Annotated in this window: 15 protein-coding genes; 12 read left to right on the top strand and 3 right to left on the bottom strand. The window is 71.8% G+C overall.

Annotated elements, in window-relative coordinates:
* Window positions 1-21: 21 nt before the first annotated feature.
* Window positions 22-1,563 (top strand): tRNA (N6-isopentenyl adenosine(37)-C2)-methylthiotransferase MiaB, encoded by a 1,542-nt coding sequence (gene miaB, locus AB0L91_RS01910; RefSeq protein ID WP_365006895.1) that lies wholly within the window; start codon window positions 22-24, stop codon window positions 1,561-1,563.
* Between the two features lie 137 nt (window positions 1,564-1,700).
* Window positions 1,701-2,279, top strand: a complete 579-nt coding sequence (locus AB0L91_RS01905) for a hypothetical protein (RefSeq protein WP_357344656.1) — start codon at window positions 1,701-1,703, stop codon at window positions 2,277-2,279.
* Between the two features lie 51 nt (window positions 2,280-2,330).
* Here AB0L91_RS01905 and AB0L91_RS01900 read toward each other — a convergent pair whose 3' ends face one another.
* On the bottom strand, window positions 2,331-3,710 hold the full coding sequence (locus AB0L91_RS01900; protein ID WP_357344658.1) for a DUF349 domain-containing protein: 1,380 nt from the start codon (window positions 3,708-3,710) through the stop codon (window positions 2,331-2,333).
* 263 nt (window positions 3,711-3,973) lie between these two features.
* On the opposite strand from AB0L91_RS01900, the gene AB0L91_RS01895 reads away from it, so the two are divergent.
* The 7 genes from AB0L91_RS01895 to AB0L91_RS01865 all read left to right on the top strand — a co-directional run bounded on the left by AB0L91_RS01895 (window position 3,974) and on the right by AB0L91_RS01865 (window position 10,888).
* A complete protein-coding gene (locus AB0L91_RS01895) occupies window positions 3,974-4,747 on the top strand; it encodes a hypothetical protein (protein ID WP_365006894.1) in 774 nt (257 codons plus the stop codon).
* On the top strand, window positions 4,744-5,691 hold the full coding sequence (miaA, locus tag AB0L91_RS01890) for a tRNA (adenosine(37)-N6)-dimethylallyltransferase MiaA (RefSeq protein WP_365006893.1): 948 nt from the start codon (window positions 4,744-4,746) through the stop codon (window positions 5,689-5,691). Before AB0L91_RS01895 ends, miaA begins: the two co-directional genes overlap by 4 nt.
* A gap of 8 nt (window positions 5,692-5,699) precedes the next feature.
* Window positions 5,700-6,524 (top strand): TrmH family RNA methyltransferase, encoded by an 825-nt coding sequence (locus tag AB0L91_RS01885; protein ID WP_316575495.1) that lies wholly within the window; start codon window positions 5,700-5,702, stop codon window positions 6,522-6,524.
* Window positions 6,525-6,568: 44 nt separating this feature from the next.
* Window positions 6,569-7,459, top strand: a complete 891-nt coding sequence (gene dapF / locus AB0L91_RS01880) for a diaminopimelate epimerase (protein WP_365011141.1) — start codon at window positions 6,569-6,571, stop codon at window positions 7,457-7,459.
* Window positions 7,460-7,622: 163 nt separating this feature from the next.
* Entirely contained in the window at window positions 7,623-9,053 is a 1,431-nt protein-coding gene (gene hflX, locus AB0L91_RS01875) for a GTPase HflX (RefSeq protein ID WP_355277849.1), read from the top strand.
* Window positions 9,054-9,196: 143 nt separating this feature from the next.
* Window positions 9,197-10,054, top strand: coding sequence for a lysophospholipid acyltransferase family protein (locus AB0L91_RS01870; protein ID WP_355277651.1), 858 nt, complete (start codon window positions 9,197-9,199; stop codon window positions 10,052-10,054).
* A 90-nt stretch (window positions 10,055-10,144) separates the two neighbouring features.
* Window positions 10,145-10,888, top strand: a complete 744-nt coding sequence (locus AB0L91_RS01865; protein ID WP_365006892.1) for a pirin family protein — start codon at window positions 10,145-10,147, stop codon at window positions 10,886-10,888.
* Window positions 10,889-10,907: 19 nt separating this feature from the next.
* Here AB0L91_RS01865 and lexA read toward each other — a convergent pair whose 3' ends face one another.
* Window positions 10,908-11,624, bottom strand: a complete 717-nt coding sequence (gene lexA / locus AB0L91_RS01860; protein ID WP_355277648.1) for a transcriptional repressor LexA — start codon at window positions 11,622-11,624, stop codon at window positions 10,908-10,910.
* A gap of 230 nt (window positions 11,625-11,854) precedes the next feature.
* Between lexA and AB0L91_RS01855 the strand changes: the two genes are divergently transcribed.
* The 3 genes from AB0L91_RS01855 to nrdR all read left to right on the top strand — a co-directional run bounded on the left by AB0L91_RS01855 (window position 11,855) and on the right by nrdR (window position 14,401).
* Window positions 11,855-12,502, top strand: a complete 648-nt coding sequence (locus AB0L91_RS01855; RefSeq protein WP_365006891.1) for a hypothetical protein — start codon at window positions 11,855-11,857, stop codon at window positions 12,500-12,502.
* Window positions 12,503-12,664: 162 nt separating this feature from the next.
* On the top strand, window positions 12,665-13,873 hold the full coding sequence (locus AB0L91_RS01850) for a hypothetical protein (RefSeq protein WP_365006890.1): 1,209 nt from the start codon (window positions 12,665-12,667) through the stop codon (window positions 13,871-13,873).
* Window positions 13,874-13,927: 54 nt separating this feature from the next.
* On the top strand, window positions 13,928-14,401 hold the full coding sequence (gene nrdR / locus AB0L91_RS01845; RefSeq protein WP_355277642.1) for a transcriptional regulator NrdR: 474 nt from the start codon (window positions 13,928-13,930) through the stop codon (window positions 14,399-14,401).
* Window positions 14,402-14,413: 12 nt separating this feature from the next.
* Here the strand turns inward: nrdR and hrpA are convergent, their stop codons facing one another.
* Window positions 14,414-18,616 (bottom strand): ATP-dependent RNA helicase HrpA, encoded by a 4,203-nt coding sequence (gene hrpA / locus AB0L91_RS01840; protein ID WP_365006889.1) that lies wholly within the window; start codon window positions 18,614-18,616, stop codon window positions 14,414-14,416.
* Window positions 18,617-18,775: the final 159 nt, after the last annotated feature.

Raw genomic sequence — 18,775 nt, 5'->3', positions numbered from 1 at the left:
TGCGGCCCGTACCCTGGACGGGTGGATTCGAACGGACAGAACGCGACGGAGCGCGCGCAGACGCAGGCGCGCAGTTACGAGGTCCGCACCTTCGGCTGCCAGATGAACGTACACGACTCCGAACGCTTGTCCGGCCTGCTCGAAGACGCGGGCTATGTGAAGGCGGCGCCCTCCGACACCCCCGACCTGGTGGTGTTCAACACCTGCGCGGTGCGCGAGAACGCCGACAACAAGCTCTACGGCACCCTCGGGCACCTGGCGCCGGTCAAGCAGGGCAGGCCCGGCATGCAGATCGCCGTCGGCGGCTGCCTGGCGCAGAAGGACCGCGAGACCGTCGTGCGCAAGGCGCCCTGGGTCGACGTGGTGTTCGGCACGCACAACATCGGCTCGCTGCCGGTGCTGCTCGAGCGGGCCAGGCACAACGAGGAAGCCCAGGTCGAGATCCTGGAATCGCTCGAGGCGTTCCCCTCGACGCTGCCGGCCAAGCGGGAATCGGCCTATGCGGGCTGGGTGTCGATCTCGGTGGGCTGCAACAACACCTGCACCTTCTGTATCGTGCCCGCGCTGCGCGGCAAGGAGGTCGACCGCCGCCCCGGTGACGTGCTCGCCGAGGTGCAGGCCCTGGTCGACCAGGGTGTGCTCGAGGTGACGCTGCTCGGCCAGAACGTCAACTCCTACGGCGTGAACTTCGTCGACCCGGAGCAGCCGCGCGATCGCGGGGCCTTCGCCCAGCTGCTGCGCGCGACCGGGCAGATCGAGGGCCTGGAGCGGGTGCGGTTCACCTCCCCGCACCCGGCCGAGTTCACCGACGACGTCATCGAGGCGATGGCGCAGACCCCGACCGTGTGCCCACAGCTGCACATGCCGCTGCAATCCGGGTCGGACCGGGTGCTCAAGGCGATGCGCCGCTCCTACCGCAAGGAGCGCTTCCTCGGGATCATCGACAAGGTGCGCGCCGCGATGCCGCACGCCTCGATCACCACCGACATCATCGTCGGCTTCCCCGGGGAGACCGAGGAGGACTTCCAGGAGACCCTGGACGTCGTGCGCCGGGCGCGGTTCACCAGCGCCTACACCTTCCAGTACTCCAAGCGGCCCGGGACGCCCGCCGCCGAACTGCCCGACCAGCTGCCCAAGGCCGTCGTGCAGGAGCGCTACGACCGGCTGATCGCGCTGCAGGAGCAGGTCTCGCTGGAGGCCAATCAGGCACTGATCGGCACCGAGGTGGAGCTGCTCGTCGCCGACGGCGCGGGCAAGAAGAACGCCGCCACCGCCCGGATGAGCGGCCGCGCGCGCGACGGCAGGCTGGTGCACTTCCGGCCCGGCGCCGACGCGGGGATCCGGCCGGGCGACCTCGTCGTCGTCGACATCACCGAGGCCGCGCCGCACCACCTGATCGCCGACGGCGTGGTGAAGTCGCACCGGCGCACCAGGGCGGGCGACGCGCACGAGCGCGGCGTGACGCCGAAGACCGAACCGATCGGCGTCGGCCTCGGGCTGCCGCGGATCGGCGCGCCCGCGGTCGAGCCGGTCAGCAGTGGCTGCTCGACCGGCTGCTCGTGACCGCGACGCCGGAGGAACCCGAATCTACTACCGGACGTAGTGGGTCGGGTGCCGGTGGCGCGGACGGGGATGGCACAGTAGAGCCCGGCGCACACGAGACCAGCAACGAGCAGCCTGCGGACAGGAGCGATGACGCGGTGAACCGGGTGGACGACAAGGAATTCGAACAGTTCCGCGGTGAACTCGACGCGGTGGAACGCCGCATCGCCGGCGAGATCGATCCCGGCGCGCGGGCGCTGGTCGTGGCGGGCGCGGTCTTCGCGCTGCTGATCTCCCTGGTGCTGCCGACGGCGGGCACCGCGCGCGGCTTCGACGTGCTGCTGAACACCGACGCCGCGGGCGTCGAGCACATCGGCCTGCCGTCGCGGATCTTCGTCTGGCTGGTCATCGTCTTCGGTGTCGGCTTCTCGCTGCTCGCGCTGACCACCCGCCGCTGGGTGCTGGCCTGGCTGGCCTGCGCCGGTTCGGCGGTCGCCAGCGTGTTCGGCGTGCTGTCGATCTGGCACCGGCAGACCCCGGGCCTGGGCAACTACGAGGGCGCGGGCCCCGGCATCGGCCTGATCCTGGGCACGATCGCGATCATGGTGCTCACCTTCCACTGGATCCGCGTCGTCTGGAGCCGGACCGCCGTGCAGCTCGCCGCCGAGGAACAGCGCCGCAACGCCGCGCGCGAGGCGGAGGAACGCGACCGCAAGCGCCTGACCGGCGAAGAGTAGGCCCCGAACGAAGAAACCCCCGACCGGACCGGTCGGGGGTTTCTTGCTGTCTCAGCGGTTGCTGACCGCGCCTTCGGCGGCCTCGGCCCATTCCCGCCACTGCTTGGCCTGCTCGAGCGCCTTCTCCGCGTCGCGCTTCTTGCCCGCCGCGGTGGCCTTGGCGGCCTGCTCCTCGAACTGGGCGACCCGCTCGCGGAACTGCGCGGCGCGCGCCACGGCCTCCGGATCGGTGCGCCGCCACTGCTGGTCGGCCGCGTCGCGCACGCGCTTCTCGATCGCGCGCAGCTTGCCTTCCAGCTCCTGCATGCGCTCGCGCGGCACCTTGCCGACGGCGTCCCACTTGTCCTGCAGTTCGCGCAGCGCGTTGCGGGCGGCGTCGAGCCCGGCGGCCGGGTCGATGTGCTCGTAGGCGCGCAGCAGCTCCTGCTTGGCGGTGGCGTTGTGCTCGAACTCGGCGTCGCGCTCGGAGACCGCCGCGTTGCGGGCGGCGAAGAACACGTCCTGGGCGCTCTTGAACCGCCGCCACAGCGCCTCGTCGGCCTCGCGCGGAGCGCGGCCCGCCGCCTTCCACTCGGTGAGCAGATCGCGGAACACCGCGGCCGTGCCGGTCCAGTCGGTGGAGCCGGACAGCTCCTCGGCGCGCACGCACAGCTCTTCCTTGCGCGTCTTGGCCGAGGCGCGCTCGCGGTCGAGCTCGGCGAAGTGCGCGCCGCGGCGGCGGTTGAACGCCTCGCGGGCCTTGGAGTAGCGCTTCCACAGGGCGTCGTCGACCTTGCGGTCGACCCCGCGGATGGACTTCCACTCGTCGAGGATCTCGCGCAGCCGGTCGCCCGCGTGCTTCCACTGGGTGGACTCGGCGGCGATCTGCTCGGCCTCGGCGGCGAGGGCTTCCTTACGCTCGGTGTGCTCGTGCCGGGCGCGCTCCTTCTCCTCCTTGGCGTGCGCGGCGGCTTCCTCGGAGTGCTCGGCGATCGCCTGCAGGCGCGCGGCCAGACCGTCGATGTCGCCGATCACGGCCGCGGTCGGCAGCGACTCGGCGATCGTCAGCGCGGCGGCCTTGGTCTTGCGGGCGTCGGCGCCGGCGGCCAGCCTGGCCTCGAGCAGCGCGACCTCGGTGGCCAGGTCGTCGAAGCGGCGGCCGAAGTGCTCGAGCCCCTCGGCGGCGTCGCCCGCCTGCCAGGATCCGATGATCCGCTCGCCGTCGGCGGTCTTGACCCACGCGGTGCCGTCCTCGTCGACGCGGCCCCACTTGCTGGGGTCGGTCACCGTCGGCACGACCACCGCGTGCGGATGCGGTTGATCGGGGCCCGGCGCCGGTTTCACGGCGTGAGGCTTCGGCGGACGCGGAGACTTTCCGCCGGGCTTGGGGGTACCGGACGGTCGCGGGCCCGGACCGGGGGTGGGCTTCGCGGTTCCGTTGCTGTCGGTCATTGCTCTCCGTCCCTGCCGCGCGTCACGGCTGCCTGGTTACGCCCTAGCACATCCCATTGAACCCGGTCGGAGCCGAGGAAACCATCGATCCGAGCGATCGGATGCCGGATTTCCTGGGATTTCGTCCCGGACGACGTGGGTAGTCGCACCTGAAAACACTAGCAATCTCGGTGGGCATCACCGCGCCGGACACTCGCAGACGCCTCCCTCGTCGCGGTGCGGCTGGTGCGGCCCCCCACCCGCGCTCCGGCTACGGTTACCCGGTGTTCTCGATAGCGGCCCTGGTCCCGTCGCCGCCGATGCTGGTGCCCGAACTGTGCGGGCGCCCGGTGGCGGCCGACAGCGATCCCGACGACCCGACCGCGGTGCTGCGCGCCGCCGCCCTCGACGCCGCGGCCGCGCTCGCCGCGTCGGCCGACCGCTGGACGGTCCTCGGCGTCGGCGCGCACGACCAGAACTTCGCGGCCACGACCAGAGGGACGTTCCGTGGTTTCGGCGCCGACGTCGTCGTCGGGCTCGGCCCGGCGGGCCCGGATCCGGTCCCAGCAGACCCCCAGCTTCCGCTGCCGGTGCTGGTCGCCGGATGGTTGCGCGAGCGGGTCGCACCCGGGATCCCGGTGACGGCGCGGCTGCTCGCCGCCGACACCTCGCCGGCGGACTGCGTCCGCGCGGGCGCGGCGCTGCGGGCCGCGCTCGACGCCGATCCCGCTCCGCACGCGGTGCTCGTCGTCGCCGACGGCGCGGCGACGCTGACGGTCGGGGCGCCCGGCTACCTGGACGAGCGTGCGGCACCGGTCCAGGACGCGCTCGACGCGGCGCTGCGCGACGGCTCGCGCGCCGGTCTGGCCACGCTCGACCCCTCGCTGTGCGCGCAGCTGCTGCTCGACGGCCGGGCCGCCTACCAGGTACTCGGCGGTCTGTTCGCCGCCGATCCGGCCGATCCCCGGGTGCGTACCCTCTATCAGGGCGCACCCTATGGTGTCGGCTACGACGTGAGCGTGTGGGAACCCGGTGGGCAGGAAGGTAGCGGCGAGTGACGAGCAGGCCGGGGCGCCCCATCGCGGTCGTCGGCCCCACCGCCACCGGCAAGTCCGATCTGGCGCTCGACCTGGCCGAAAGGCTCGACGGCGAGATCGTCAACATCGACGCGATGCAGCTCTACCGCGGCATGGACGTCGGCACCGCGAAACTGCCGCCGGACCAGCGCCGGGGCATCCCGCATCATCTGCTCGACGTCCTCGACGTCACCGAGACCGCGACGGTCGCCGCCTATCAGAGCGCCGCGAGCGCCGTCGTCGCGGACATCACGGCGCGCGGGCGCACCCCGGTCATCGTCGGGGGCTCGATGATGTACGTGCAGGCGCTGCTGGACCAGTGGGATTTCCCGGCCACCGACCCGGCGGTCCGCGCCCGCTGGGAGACGCTGCTGGCCGAAGGCGGCGTGGTGGCCGTGCACGCCGCCTTGCGCGCGGCCGATCCGGTCGCGGCCGCCACCATCCTGCCCACCGACGGCAGGCGGATGGTGCGCGCGCTCGAGGTCGTCGAGCTGACCGGGCAGCCGTTCGCGGCCTCGGCGCCGACCATCGGCACGCCGCGCTGGGACACCGTCATCCTCGGCGTCGACCGGGAGACCGCCGCACTGGACGCCCGCATCGAGGAGCGCACGGCCCTCATGTTCGACACCGGTCTGGTCGAGGAGGTGCGCGGGCTGCTCGAGGTCGGCCTGCGCGAGGGCCAGACCGCCCGTCGCGCGATCGGCTACGCCCAGGTGCTGGCCCATCTCGACGGTGAGTACGACCTCGCCCACGCCCGCGAGCGCACCCTGATCGGCACCCGCCGGTACGTGCGCAGGCAGCGGTCGTGGTTCCGCCGCGATCCCCGGGTGGCCTGGGTCGACGGCGCCGACCCCGAGCTCGCCGCGACCGCGCTGGCCCTGCTCTCCACGCACCGAACAGACTCGACAGGACGGACAGCGCAGTGACGCGACGAGTGAGTACCCGCAACGCCTCGGTGCAGGTGTGGCAGGCCTACCTCAACAACCGGACGAAACGTCATCGTGACGGCCGGTTCCTCGTGCAGGGCGTGCGACCGATCACCCAGGCGCTGGCCAACGACTGGCCGCTGGAGACCCTGCTCTACCGGCTGGGCACGCCCGAACTGTCCAGCTGGGCGCGCGAGGTGCTCGACACCGCCGACGTGCCCCAGGTCGGGCTGGTGCCCGAGCTGATGGCCGAGCTGGGGGAGAAGGCGGCGAGTGTGCCGGAGATCGTCGCGGTCGCGGTGTCGCGCCAGCCGGACCTGGCCGACTACGCGCCGGGCGAACCGGGCGAGGACGCGCCGGTCGTGGTCGTGTTCGATCGCCCGAACTCGCCGGGCAACCTGGGCACGCTGATCCGCTCGGCGGACGCCTTCGGCGCGTCGGGCGTGATCGTCACCGGCCACGGCGCCGACCAGTTCGACCCGCAGGCCGTGCGCGCCTCCACCGGCTCGCTGTTCGCGGTCCCGGTGCTGCGCGCGGCCGGGCCCGCCCAGGTGCTCGAGTTCCGCGACCGCCAGGTGGCCCGCGGCATCCCCACCCGCATCGTCGGCACCGACGAGGACGCGCCGAGCACCATCTACGACTACGACTTCACCGAGGCCACGATCCTCGTGGTCGGCAACGAGACCACCGGGATGAGTTCGGCCTGGGCCGAGGCCTGCGACGACCTGGTGACCATCCCGATGGGAGGCACCGCCAGCTCGCTGGGCGCGCCGTCGGCGGGCGCGATCAGCCTGTACGAGATCGCCCGCCAGCGGCGCACCTTCGCCCGGTAACGCGGCACCCGGCGGCACAGGGGAGAATGACGACCGTGTCCGACATCGAATTCAGCAAAGGCCACGGCACCCAGAACGATTTCGTGGTGCTGCCCGACCCGCAGGTCCGGCTCGACCTGACCGTCGACCGGATCGCCGCCCTGTGCGATCGGCAGCGCGGTCTCGGCGCCGACGGCGTGCTGCGGGTCGCGACGGCGGGCGCGCTGGTCGAGGCGGGTGTCCTCGCCGCCCTGCCCGCGGGCGTCGCCGCCGCCGACTGGTTCATGGACTACCGCAACGCCGACGGCTCGATCGCCGAGATGTGCGGCAACGGCGTGCGGGTGTTCGCGCACTACCTCGCCGCGTCCGGGCTGGAATCGCGCACCGAGTTCGTGGTCGGCAGCCGCGCGGGCGCCCGGCCGGTCGTGGTGCACGCGGCCGGACCGGTCGACGGTGAGGTCACCGTCGACATGGGCGTCGTCCGGGAACTCGGGCCGTCCACCGCCACCCTGGGCGGCTGGGCGCTGTCGGGTATCGGCATCGATGTCGGCAATCCGCACCTGGCCTGCGTCGACGAGGGACTCACCGCCGACGCGCTGGCCAAGCTGGATCTGGCCGTCTCGCCCGGCTTCGATCCCGACCTGTTCCCGCACGGGGTCAATGTCGAGATCCTCACCGCCCTCGGCCCCGACAACGCGGTCGACATGCGCGTCTACGAACGTGGCGTCGGCGAGACCCGGTCCTGCGGAACGGGAACCGTGGCCGCCGCGGCCGCCGCGCTGACCGCCGCCGGCGTCTCGGTGGGCACCGGATCCGGCGAGGTGACCGTGCGGGTACCCGGCGGCCAGGTCCGGGTCACCGTCGATCGGGGCCGGGCGTGGTTGCGCGGTCCGTCGGTGCTGCTGGCCACCGGCACGCTGTCGCGGGACTGGTGGGACGCGCTGGAGCGCCGATAACCGGATGCACGGTGTCACCGTGACGTGGCAGCATAGAGGGCGTATGACGAAACCAGAAACCCCCACAGACCCCCACTCGACCGAGCACACCGCCGCGGCCGAGCCCGACGTGGCCGCCGATCGCGGCGACGTCGACGACGCGCTGGCCCGCCACGCGGCCCGCATGCGGCAGCCCGGCTGGTCCCCCGAACCCACCGTCGGCGAGATGCAGCTCGACGAGCGCTCCTCGCTGCGCCGCGTCGCCGGACTGTCCACCGAACTCACCGACATCACCGAGGTCGAATACCGCCAGCTGCGCCTGGAACGGGTCGTGCTGGTCGGGGTGTGGACCACCGGCAGCTCCGCGCAGGCCGAGGCGAGCATGGTCGAGCTGGCCGCGCTGGCCGAGACCGCGGGCTCGGAGGTCCTCGAAGGCCTGATCCAGCGCCGCGACAAGCCCGACCCGGCCACCTACATCGGTTCCGGCAAGGCCGAGGAACTGCGCACCGTGGTCCTCGAGACCGGCGCCGACACCGTGATCTGCGACGGTGAACTCACCCCGGCGCAGCTGACCGCGCTGGAGAAGGTCGTCAAGGTGAAGGTCATCGACCGCACCGCGCTGATCCTCGACATCTTCGCCCAGCACGCCACCTCCCGCGAGGGCAAGGCCCAGGTCGCGCTGGCGCAGATGGAGTACATGCTGCCCCGCCTGCGCGGCTGGGGTGAGTCGATGTCCCGCCAGGCCGGTGGCCGCGCGGGCAGCAACGGCGGTGTCGGTCTGCGTGGTCCCGGTGAGACCAAGATCGAAACCGACCGTCGCCGCATCCGCGAGCGGATGGCCAAGCTGCGCCGGGAGATCCGCGAGATGAAGACCGCGCGCGACACCATGCGCGCGCGCCGCGCCGGCAGCGGCGTCCCCGCGATCGCGATCGTCGGCTACACCAACGCGGGCAAGTCGAGCCTGATGAACGCGCTCACCGGCGCGGGTCTGCTGGTGCAGGACGCGCTGTTCGCCACCCTCGATCCGACCACCCGGCGGGCCGCGCTCGACGACGGCCGCGAGATGGTGTTCACCGACACCGTCGGCTTCGTCCGGCACCTGCCCACCCAGCTGGTCGAGGCGTTCCGCTCGACGCTGGAGGAGGTCACCGGCGCCGATCTGCTGCTGCACGTCGTCGACGGTTCCGATCCGCTGCCGCTCGAGCAGATCAAGGCGGTCCGCGAGGTGATCACCGACGTGATCAAGGAGCAGGGCACCGCCGCGCCGCCGGAACTGCTGGTGGTCAACAAGATCGACGCGGCCGACCCGAACGAGCTCACCCGGCTGCGCGGGCTGCTGCCCGACGCGGCCTTCGTCTCGGCGCAGACCGGCGCCGGGGTGGAGGAGCTGCGCGAGCGGCTCTCGGAGGTGCTCGGCGGGCTCGATGTCGACATCAGCGTGCTGCTGCCCTACAGCCGCGGCGATCTGCTGGCGCGCATCCACGCCGACGGCCGGATCATCACCTCCGAGCACGAGGAAGGCGGCACCAGGGTCCGCGCGCGGGTACCGCACGCGCTGGCCGCCGCCCTGTCGGAATACGCGCATTCGGGCCCGGCGGAGGCCGTGCCGAACTGATCCGACCAGCGGGGTTTGCCGCGAGTTAGCGGTTAAATGTCGATGCGACACAGCCTTTTTCGGGCGCTATGGTCGATTGTCGACAGCAGGAGGGTGTTATGTCGAATGACCAGCGGGGTCCAGGAATTGTGAATGAGAACAGGGTGGGATCGGTCGAGCAGGGCGACCGGATCCTCTCCGACAACGCGCCGTTGAATCCGACGCCGAGCGAGTGGGAGATCCGCGCGTTCGAAGCGGTGTTCGCGCCGGTGCGCGCGTGGGCGAGTCCGCGGTTCTACGGTCTGGAGAACATCCCGGCCGAGGGGCCGGTGCTGATCGTGGCCAACCACAATCTGCTCGGCGGGATCGACGCGCCGTTGCTGATGCCGGAGATCCTGCGGCAGCGTGGACGTTTGGTGCGCGGCCTGGCCGAGCACGTGCTGATGGTGCCCGGCGTGCGGGAGATCCTGCATCGCTTCGGCGCGGTGCGCGGCACCCGCAACAACTGCCTGGCGCTGCTGGAGCGGGGCGAGGCCGTGGTCGTGTTCCCCGGTGGTGGCCGGGAGGCGATCCGCCGCAAGGGTGAGAAGTACGTGCTCAAGTGGGAGGGCCGGACCGGCTTCGCGCGGATGGCGATCCAGGCGGGGGTGCCGATCGTGCCGCTGGCGATGATCGGTGTCGACGACGCGTTCGACATCGTCTTCGACGGCCAGCATCCGGTGATGCGCCCGCTGCGCTGGACCTGCAGCCTGCTCGGCATCAATCCCGAGCTGAATCCGCCGATGGTCAAGGGCATCGGCCCGACGCCGCTGCCCCGTCCGGAACGGTTCTACTTCTCGGCGGGCGCGCCGATCGACCCGGCGCCCTGGCTCGAGGCCGACGATCTCGACGCCGCGGCCATCGATCTGCGCGACGTCGTGCGCAAGGGGCTCGAGGAAGAACTCCAGTTCCTGTTCAACGAACGCGAGCGCGACTCGGGCCGCACCCTGATCGGTCGCCTGCGCGGCGCTCTGCCCTTCTGACCTTCGCCGGCCGGCGCCGTGGAATGCCCGCGGCGCCGCCCGCGTTACCCGCTATGCGGACCATAGTCCGGATGACGGAAGGTGACGACGATGGCGACGGCGCAGGTACAGGTGGTCCCGGGCGCGGAACGCGCGCACTGGTGGAACGCCTGGCTCGACTCCCGGCAGTCCTTCCCGGCGACGGGCAACTTCGTCCTCGAGGACAACGCGCACGGGCTGCTGCTGGTGCACAACGAGGACATCGTCGGCCCCGGTGAGGGCTTCGACACCCATCAGCACCGCGACACCGAGATCCTCACCTGGGTCCTGGAGGGCACCATGGTGCACCAGGACTCGGCCGGGCATTCCGGGGTGATCCACCCCGGCCTGGCCCAGCGGATGAGCGCGGGCACCGGCATCCGACACTCCGAACGCAACGGCGCGGGCTACCGGGAACGCGAGCGCCTGCACGTCGTGCAGATGTGGATCCCGCCGGACACTCCCGGCGTCGGGCCGAGCTACCAGGAACTCGACATCGAGGACGCGCTGCGCCGCAACACCCTGATGCCCGTCGCCTCCGGCATGCCGCGCCACCGTGCCGACGCCGCGATCGGCATCGGCAATCGGCACGCCACCTTCCATGTGGCGCGGCTGGACCCGGGATACTCGATCGCCGTGCCCGACGCGCCCTACGGGCACGTTTTCGTCGCCCGCGGCTCCGTCGACTTCGAGGACCACGGCGCGCTGGCCCAGGGCGACGCCGTGCGTCTGACCGCCACCGGCGGCCACCGCATCACCGCGCTGACCGCCGCCGAACTGTTGATCTGGGAGATGGACGCGGCCGTGCGCGACTGAGCGCGCGCAGGGCCACGGCTCAGATCTTGCGGATGACGGTGACGACCTTGCCGAGAATTTGCGCGTCGTTGCCCGGAATCGGTTCGAAATGCGGGTTGTGCGGCATCAGCCACACATCCTTGCCGGTGCGCTTGAACGTCTTCACCGTCGCCTCGCCGTCGATCATGGCGGCGACGATGTCGCCACCCTCGGCGACGTTCTGCTGCCGGACCACGACCCAGTCGCCGTCGCAGATGGCCGCGTCGACCATGGACTGGCCGACGACCTTGAGCAGGAACAGCGAGCCGTCGCCGACGAGCTCGCGGGGGAGCGGGAAGACGTCCTCCACGGCCTGCTCGGCCAGGATCGGCCCACCGGCGGCGATCCGGCCGAGCACCGGAACGAACGTCGGCGTCGGCCTGCTCGCGTCGACCTCGTCGGGCGCGTCGACGGGCAGGGTGGTCACCGAGCGGACCGCCTCGTCCAGGCCGCGAACGTTCACCGCGCGCGGACGATTCGGGTCGCGGCGCAGATACCCCTTGCGCTCGAGCGCGCGCAGCTGATGCGCCACCGAGGAGGTGGAGGTGAGCCCGACCGCGTCGCCGATCTCGCGGATGCTGGGCGGATAGCCACGCTCGGTCACCGAGGTGCGGATGACGTCGAGGACCGTGCGCTGACGCACGGTGAGATCCGCACCGGATCCCGATGTGACGGTGCCGGTAGCGCTTTCGTCACCCGTGTCGTCTGTGTGGGTCACCGTGTCCCGCCCTTCCGCTGGTCGATTTCGCCTTTCCGACGTTAGTCGTGCCACGCCGAAGTATCAAACATCTGTTCGAGCATGTCGGGCGTTTCGTGCTGACATCGCCTCCGCGGCGTGGTAGAAATCGAACATCAGTTCGTCGCACAGGTGTTCGAACAATGTGTGACACAGCGGCTTCACCAGCACTTCCTTCAGCAGCGGAGCACACCACCCCGGAGGTTCTTCCGATGAGCACAGCGACCAGCGCCCTGCGTTCCCACGACCACGCCGCCTACCCCGAGCCGATCGTCCGGCGTCGTCGCGACGCCCGTGCGCGACGGCCGTTCTCGCTCGTGCGCGGCGCCGGTGCCGGCTCGCTTGTTCGTCGCCCCGCGCCGGTGCCGCCGCCGCTGGTGGCGCGTCCCGAGATCGCGCGCGGGCCCGCCACCGAGGTGTTCGCCGCGTACGGGACCGACGGTCTGGCCGCCGCCCGCGACGTGCTCGTCGCGGCGTCGGCGCGGCCGGTCGACGCCGACCTCGATCGCGCCTTCGCCACGGTGCCGCAGACGGAAGCGCCCCGCCGCACGCGTGAGCCCGCCCGGACCGAGCGGGGGCCGCGGCAGGCGGGCCGTCGCGCCGACGCGGCGCTGTACGACCGCGTGTCCGGCACTCGGCGGGCGAGGGGAGTGCATCCGGTGCGCCGGGTCGAACAGGCCCAGATCGGTTTCGCCGCACTGGCGGTGGCGGCCCTGGTGACGGCGATCGTCGTCGTGGCCTTCCTCGGTCTGGCGCACCTGCGTGCCGGGAGCTTCGGTGATCGGTTCGAGCCGGCGAATCCCGGGATTTCGCAGTCGGTGGACGCCGGGACGGGCGGACTGTCCGGGACAGTCAACTAGGGTGAAAAGGCCTGGACAGAAAGGGTTTTCGGATCATCCGGGCCGTTCCGAAGATCAACGGCGTCGCCGAAAAGCGTCCCAGAACTAGAACGCGTTGCTACCGTGACGGGCATCCCGAACCGAGGCGGGTAGGGGCCTCGGCGTTACCGGTTGCGAGGTCATATGCGCCGCTCTTCGATCGTTGTGCTGCTCTGTCTGCTCCTCGGCGCGGTAGCGGCGCCACCGGCCGGCGCGGCTCCCGCGTACACCGGCTATCTCGATCTCCCCGCGCTCAACGCCGACGGCGAGTTCGGCGGCGGTCTGCACCCGGCACTGCCACTGACTGAGTCACCGCTGCGGGAAGCCCTGGCCGAGGCGCGCGCCGACGGCATCGCGCCCGCGCGCTACGCGACCCTGCTGCACCAGTATTGGCTCGTGGTCGCCACCGACAACGCGGCCATCGATCTGGCCGCCTGGGAGCCCGCGCGCGGCGTCGCCGCCAATTCGGCCACCTTCAGCCAGGTGTACGTCAACTACTTCCGCATCGCCGCGGCCCGGCCCGACTTCTACTGGGCAGGCCTGGCGGGGATCGCGGGCGGCTCCTTCGCCTCCGGCTTCTTCGACGTCGGTGACATCGGCGCGGTGCTCTCGGTCGGCGGGATCCACGAACTCGGGACCGCCGTCGCCGAGCTGCTGCGGGCCACCCCGCCCGAACTCGTCGCCGAGGTGCCCGCCGACATCACCGGGCTGGCGCTGCACGGCCCGCGCCTGACCGCCGCCGATCTCGCCTGGTACCAGACCCGGCTGATGATCATGCAGAAGCACATCTTCACCGACCTGGTCCCGCAGCACGAGGTCTACCTGGCCGAGGGGATGGCGGGCATCGAGGAACTGTTCGCCGCGGGCGTGATCGACGACAGCATGCGCGCGGCCTGGGCGGGCATCGACGGCGGCACCGCGGCGGGCCGGGCGGACTCGCTGGTCCGGATGACCGACCGCGAACAGAACCACATCGTCGCCGACCAGTGGGACGTCACCGCGGCCGGTCGCGACGGCATGGGCCGGGTCCTCACCTACGTCACCACGGTGGCGGGCAAGCCCGCCGTGCCCGGCGTGCGCGCGCCCGGCGTCTACGCGCCTGCGACGGTGCGCGCGGGCGGACTCGGCCTGCGGATGCCGCTGCCCGACTTCAACTGGGCCGACCGCGACGCGCGCTGGGCCTACATCACCGCGGACCTGGTGCCGCGCCATCTCGACCTCACCGCCGACCCGGCGCGCGCGGTGTCGGTCTTCGCCGAACCCTTCCCCGCCAAGCTCACCCGGGGCCGGATGTTCGCCCGGTTGCCCGAGCTGATCGCGGACCTGACCACGCAGTGGCAGGTGGTGCAGTAGTGACAGGTATTCTGTCAAGTGCCATGGAGTGCGCCTCGACGAAGGAACCCTCGGATGCATTGCCCGTATTGCCGTCACCCTGACTCGCGAGTCGTCGACTCGCGTGAAGTCGAGGAGGGTACGGCGATCCGCCGCAGGCGGTCGTGTCCGTCCTGCGGTCGCCGGTTCACCACCGTCGAGACCGCGATCCTGTCGGTGGTCAAGCGCAGTGGTGTCACCGAACCGTTCAGCCGCGAGAAGGTGATCGTCGGTGTCCGGCGCGCCTGCCAGGGCCGCGAGGTCGACGACGACGCGCTCAACCTGCTGGCCCAGCAGGTCGAGGACGCGGTGCGCGCCAAGGGCTCTCCCGAGGTACCCAGCCACGAGGTGGGTCTGGCCATCCTGGGTCCGCTGCGCGATCTCGACGAGGTGGCCTACCTGCGCTTCGCCTCGGTGTACCGATCCTTCACCAGCGCAGCCGATTTCGAGCGCGAGATCACCGAGATGCGCAAGGCGCGCGCGGCGGCCGTCGCCGCGCCGACCGACTGACCCGCCGGTCGGTCAGCGCCGGATCGCGCCGATCGCCTTCTCGATCCGCTTGGCCGACACCGGATACGGTGTGCCGAGCTTCTGCGCGAACAGGCTCACCCGCAGTTCCTCGATCATCCACCAGATCTCGGTGACGTCGCGGGCGTTGCGGCGGCCCTCGGGCAGGCTGCGGACCAGCTTGTCGTAGGCCGCCAGCATCCGGTCGACCTCGACCATGCCCTGGCGATCGCGCACGGCCGAGCCGGGCAGCGATTCCAGCCGCTGGGCCGCGGCGAGCAGGTAGCGGGGGAGTTCGCGCAGCCTGGCCCGCCCCCATTCGGCGACGAAACCGGGGAACAACAAGTCATCGAGCTGCTGGCGGACATCGTCGGCGATATCGGTCTCGGTGGTGTCGGCCAGGGCCGCGCGGGCCCGGTGCGCGGCCGACAGTACCGGCGCCACGGCCCGGATCAGCCCGGTGACGGCGCCGGCCAGCTGGGGCCGGACGGTGGCGACCAGCGCATCGAACTCCTGCGGGGTCCGGACCGGTCCGCCCGCGGCGGCGATGAGCTCGTCGGCGGCGGCCACCCGGCAGTCCTCGACCAGCTTGTCCAGCGAGCCGTCGGGGTTCTGGCTCAAGGCCAGCCGGTCGGCGGCGGGCAGCCCGGCGGTGACGGCGCGGGTGGAGGTCGGGATCGCGGCCAGCAGCAGGGTGCGCACGCCGGCGCGCATCGCGGCGGCCTGCTCGGCGGGCGAACTGAGCACCCGCACGGCCACCCCCTCGCCCTCGGGCACCAGCGCCGGATACCCGGTGACGGTCTGCCCGGCCACCTCGCGGCGCACGGTCGGCGCCACCGAACCCAGCGACTCCGACGTCCACACGGTGGCGGGCGCCCGCTCCGCGCCCGCCGTCGCCCGCGCCACCGAGGCCGACACCTGGGCGGCCAGCTGGGTTTTCAGCTGGGCGAGATTCTTGGACTTGGCGAGCACGGTGCCCCGGCCGTCGACCGCGGCGAAGGTCATCCGCAGATGATCGGGGAGCGTGCCGGGTGCGAGATCGTCGGCGGTGATGGTGACCGAACCCAGCCGGGAGAGCTCCCTGGCCAGCCCGGTGCGCAGCGGCTCGGCGCGGGGGACCAGCTCGCGCAGCGCGGCCGCCGCGAAATCGGGAGCGGGAACCACCTGGCGGCGCAGGGTCTTCGGCAGGGTCTTGATGAACGCGGCGGCCAGTTCCTCCCGCATGCCGGGGACCAGCCAGTCGAAGCCGACGGCCCGCACGTGCGCGAGCTGCTCGACCGGGATGCGCACCGTCACCCCGTCGTCGTCCTGGCCGGGCTCGAACTGGTAGGTCAGCGGGAAGCTGAGCTCGCCCTGGCGCCAGGCATCGGGGAAATCGGTCGGATCGAGCGCGGCGGCACCGGCGTTGACGACGGTGTCGGTCGAGAAGTCCAGCAGGGCGGGATCGGTGCGCTCGGCCTTGCGCCACCAGCTGTCGAAGTGCCGCACCGAGACGACGTCGGCGGGGACGCGCTGGTCGTAGAACTCGAAGAGCACCTCGTCGTCGACGAGGATGTCACGGCGCCGGGCCCGATGCTCGAGGTCGGCCACATCATCGATCAGCGCGCGGTTGCGGGCGAAGAAGCCGTGTCTGGTCTGCCATTCGCCCTGCACCAGGGCGTGCCGCAGGAACAGCTCGCGCGACAGTTCCGGATCGATCCGCCCGTAGTCGACGGGACGGCCGGTGACCAGCGGAACGCCGTAGAGCGTGGCCCGCTCGTAGGCCCGCGCCGCGCCCCGCTTCGACGACCAATGTGGTTCGGAGTAGGTGCGTTTCACCAGATCGCCCGCGAGCCGCTCGGCCCACTCGGGTTCCACCTTCGCCGCGATCCGGCCCCACAGCCGCGAGGTCTCCACCAGCTCGGCCGCCATCACCCAGCGCGACGGCTTCTTGGCCAGCGAGGACCCGGGGAAGATCATGAACTTGGCGTTGCGCGCGCCGAGGAACTCCCGCGACTCCGCTTCGCGCACCCCGATGTGCGAGAGCATGCCCGCCAGCAGGGACTGATGGATCTGCGCGCTCGGCCACGGCATGGCCTCGTCGGCGGCCGCGGCCGAATCCGCTGCTCCGCTAGCGACTTTCGCCGCCGTGGTGTCCGTCGCCGATCCCCGCTCCGGCCGCGCCCCGCGCCCGCGCCGGGACGAGCCGCGCTGTCGCGCCGACGACCGGTCGCCCGCCTCGGCGGCCGACAGCGGCTGCTCGCGGTCGGCAGCGCGTCCGCCGCCACGCCGCCCGCGCTGCGGGGCCGCACCGTCCTCGGTGGCCGCGTCGGTGTTCTCCCCGCGGGCGTTCCCGGCGTTCCAGCCGAGTCCCCGGGTGATGGTGCGCAGCTGACCGTGCAGGTCCTGCCACTCCCTGATCCGCAGATAGTGCAGGAACTCCTCGCGGCACATCCGGCGGAACTGGTTGGACGACAGCGACTTGCGCTGTTCGGTCAGGTAGTCCCACAACCGCAGGTAGGCCAGGAAATCCGACCCGTCGACGGTGAACCGCGCGTGCCGGGTGTCGGCGGCCTGCTGATGCTCCACCGGCCGTTCGCGCACGTCCTGGATGGACAGCGCCGCCACGATCACCAGCACCTCGTCCAGGCACCCGTTGCGGTGCGCTTCGACGAGCATGCGCGCCATCCGGGGGTCGACCGGCAGCTGCGACATCTCCCGGCCGATCGGGGTGAGCGTGAGATGGCCACCCGAATCCGCGTCGCCGTCCACCGCTTTCGCGCTGCCGTGGGCCAGCGCGCCCAGTTCCTCGAGCAGCGCGATGCCGTCGCGGATGGCACGGCGATCGGGTGCCTCGACGAACGGGAAGCTCTCGATGTCGCCCAGGCCGAGCGCCGTCATCTGCAGGATGACCGCGGCGAGATTGGTGCGCAGGATCTCCGGCTCGGTGAACGCGGGCCGCGACTCGAAATCGTCCTCGGAGTACAGCCGGATGCAGATGCCGTCGGCGACGCGGCCGCAGCGGCCGGAACGCTGCCGGGCCGAGGCCTGCGAGACCGGTTCGATCGGCAGCCGCTGCACCTTGGTGCGCATCGAGTAGCGGGAGATGCGGGCGGTGCCGGGGTCGACCACATAGCGGATGCCCGGCACGGTCAGCGAGGTCTCGGCGACGTTGGTGGCCAGCACCACCCGGCGGCCGGTGTGCGGGGCGAACACCTTGTGCTGCTCGGCCGCCGACAGGCGCGCGTAGAGCGGCACGATCTCGGTGCGGGGGAGTCTCAGGTCGCGCAGGGTGTCGGCGGTGTCGCGGATCTCGCGTTCGCCGGACAGGAACACCAGCACGTCGCCGTCGCCCTCGGCGAACAGCTCGGTGACCGCGTCGGCGATGGCGTCGGTGGGGTCGCGGTCGACGACGCGGGTGTCGTCCTCGTCGTCCTCGGCGCCGGGCAGCTCCAGCGACAGCGGGCGATAGCGCAGCTCGACCGGATACGACCGGCCCGACACCTCGACGATCGGTGCGGGCGTGCCCTGCGCGTCGGCGAAGTGGCGGGCGAACAGCTCGGGATCGATGGTCGCCGAGGTGATGATCACCTTGAGGTCGGGGCGCCGGGGCAGCAGCTGTTTCAGGTAGCCGAGCAGGAAGTCGATATTGAGGCTGCGCTCGTGCGCCTCGTCGATGATGATCGTGTCGTAGCGGCGCAGCAGCCGGTCGCGCTGGATCTCGGCGAGCAGGATGCCGTCGGTCATCAGCTTGACCAGCGTGCGGTCCGAGGCCTGGTCGGTGAAGCGGACCGTGTAGCCGACCACGTCACCCAGTTCGGTGCCCAGCTCCTCGGCGATGCGCTCGGCGACGGTGCGGGCGGCGAGGCGGCGCGGCTGGGTGTGGCCGATGGTGCCGCGGATGCCGCGGCCGAGCTCGAGGCAGATCTTGGGGATCTGGGTGGTCTTGCCCGAGCCGGTCTCGCCTGCCACGATCACGACCTGGTGTGCGGCGATCGCGGCGGCGATGTCGTCGCGGCGCGCGGAGACCGGGAGTTGTTCGGGGTAGGTGATGCGCGGAACCGCCGCGCGGCGATTCGCCACGCGGCTCTCGGCGGCGGCGATCTCCGCCTCGAGCGCGGGCAGATCCTCGGCGCGCGACCGGTCGAGCTTGCGCCGGAGCCGGTGTTCGTCGCGCAGCGAGACCTCCGCCAGGCGGGTGCGCAGCGCGCGGGTACCGGTGCTAGCTGTCCTGGTCATTGCGCCTACCAGCCTAGCGAAGGCCGCCACCGGTTTTCCCGGCACGCCGCCCACGGCCGGTGTCGCGGAGACCAACGACACACCGTCGGACCGGACCGTCGGCCCGCGCGTGTCCGGAGCGGTCGCCGTCGATGCCGCGACGCGACGCCGCAGACCGGC

The organism is Nocardia sp. NPDC051833, from assembly GCF_040681225.1.
Lineage (GTDB): Bacteria > Actinomycetota > Actinomycetes > Mycobacteriales > Mycobacteriaceae > Nocardia.
This window is presented reverse-complemented; position numbering and strand designations above follow the sequence as displayed.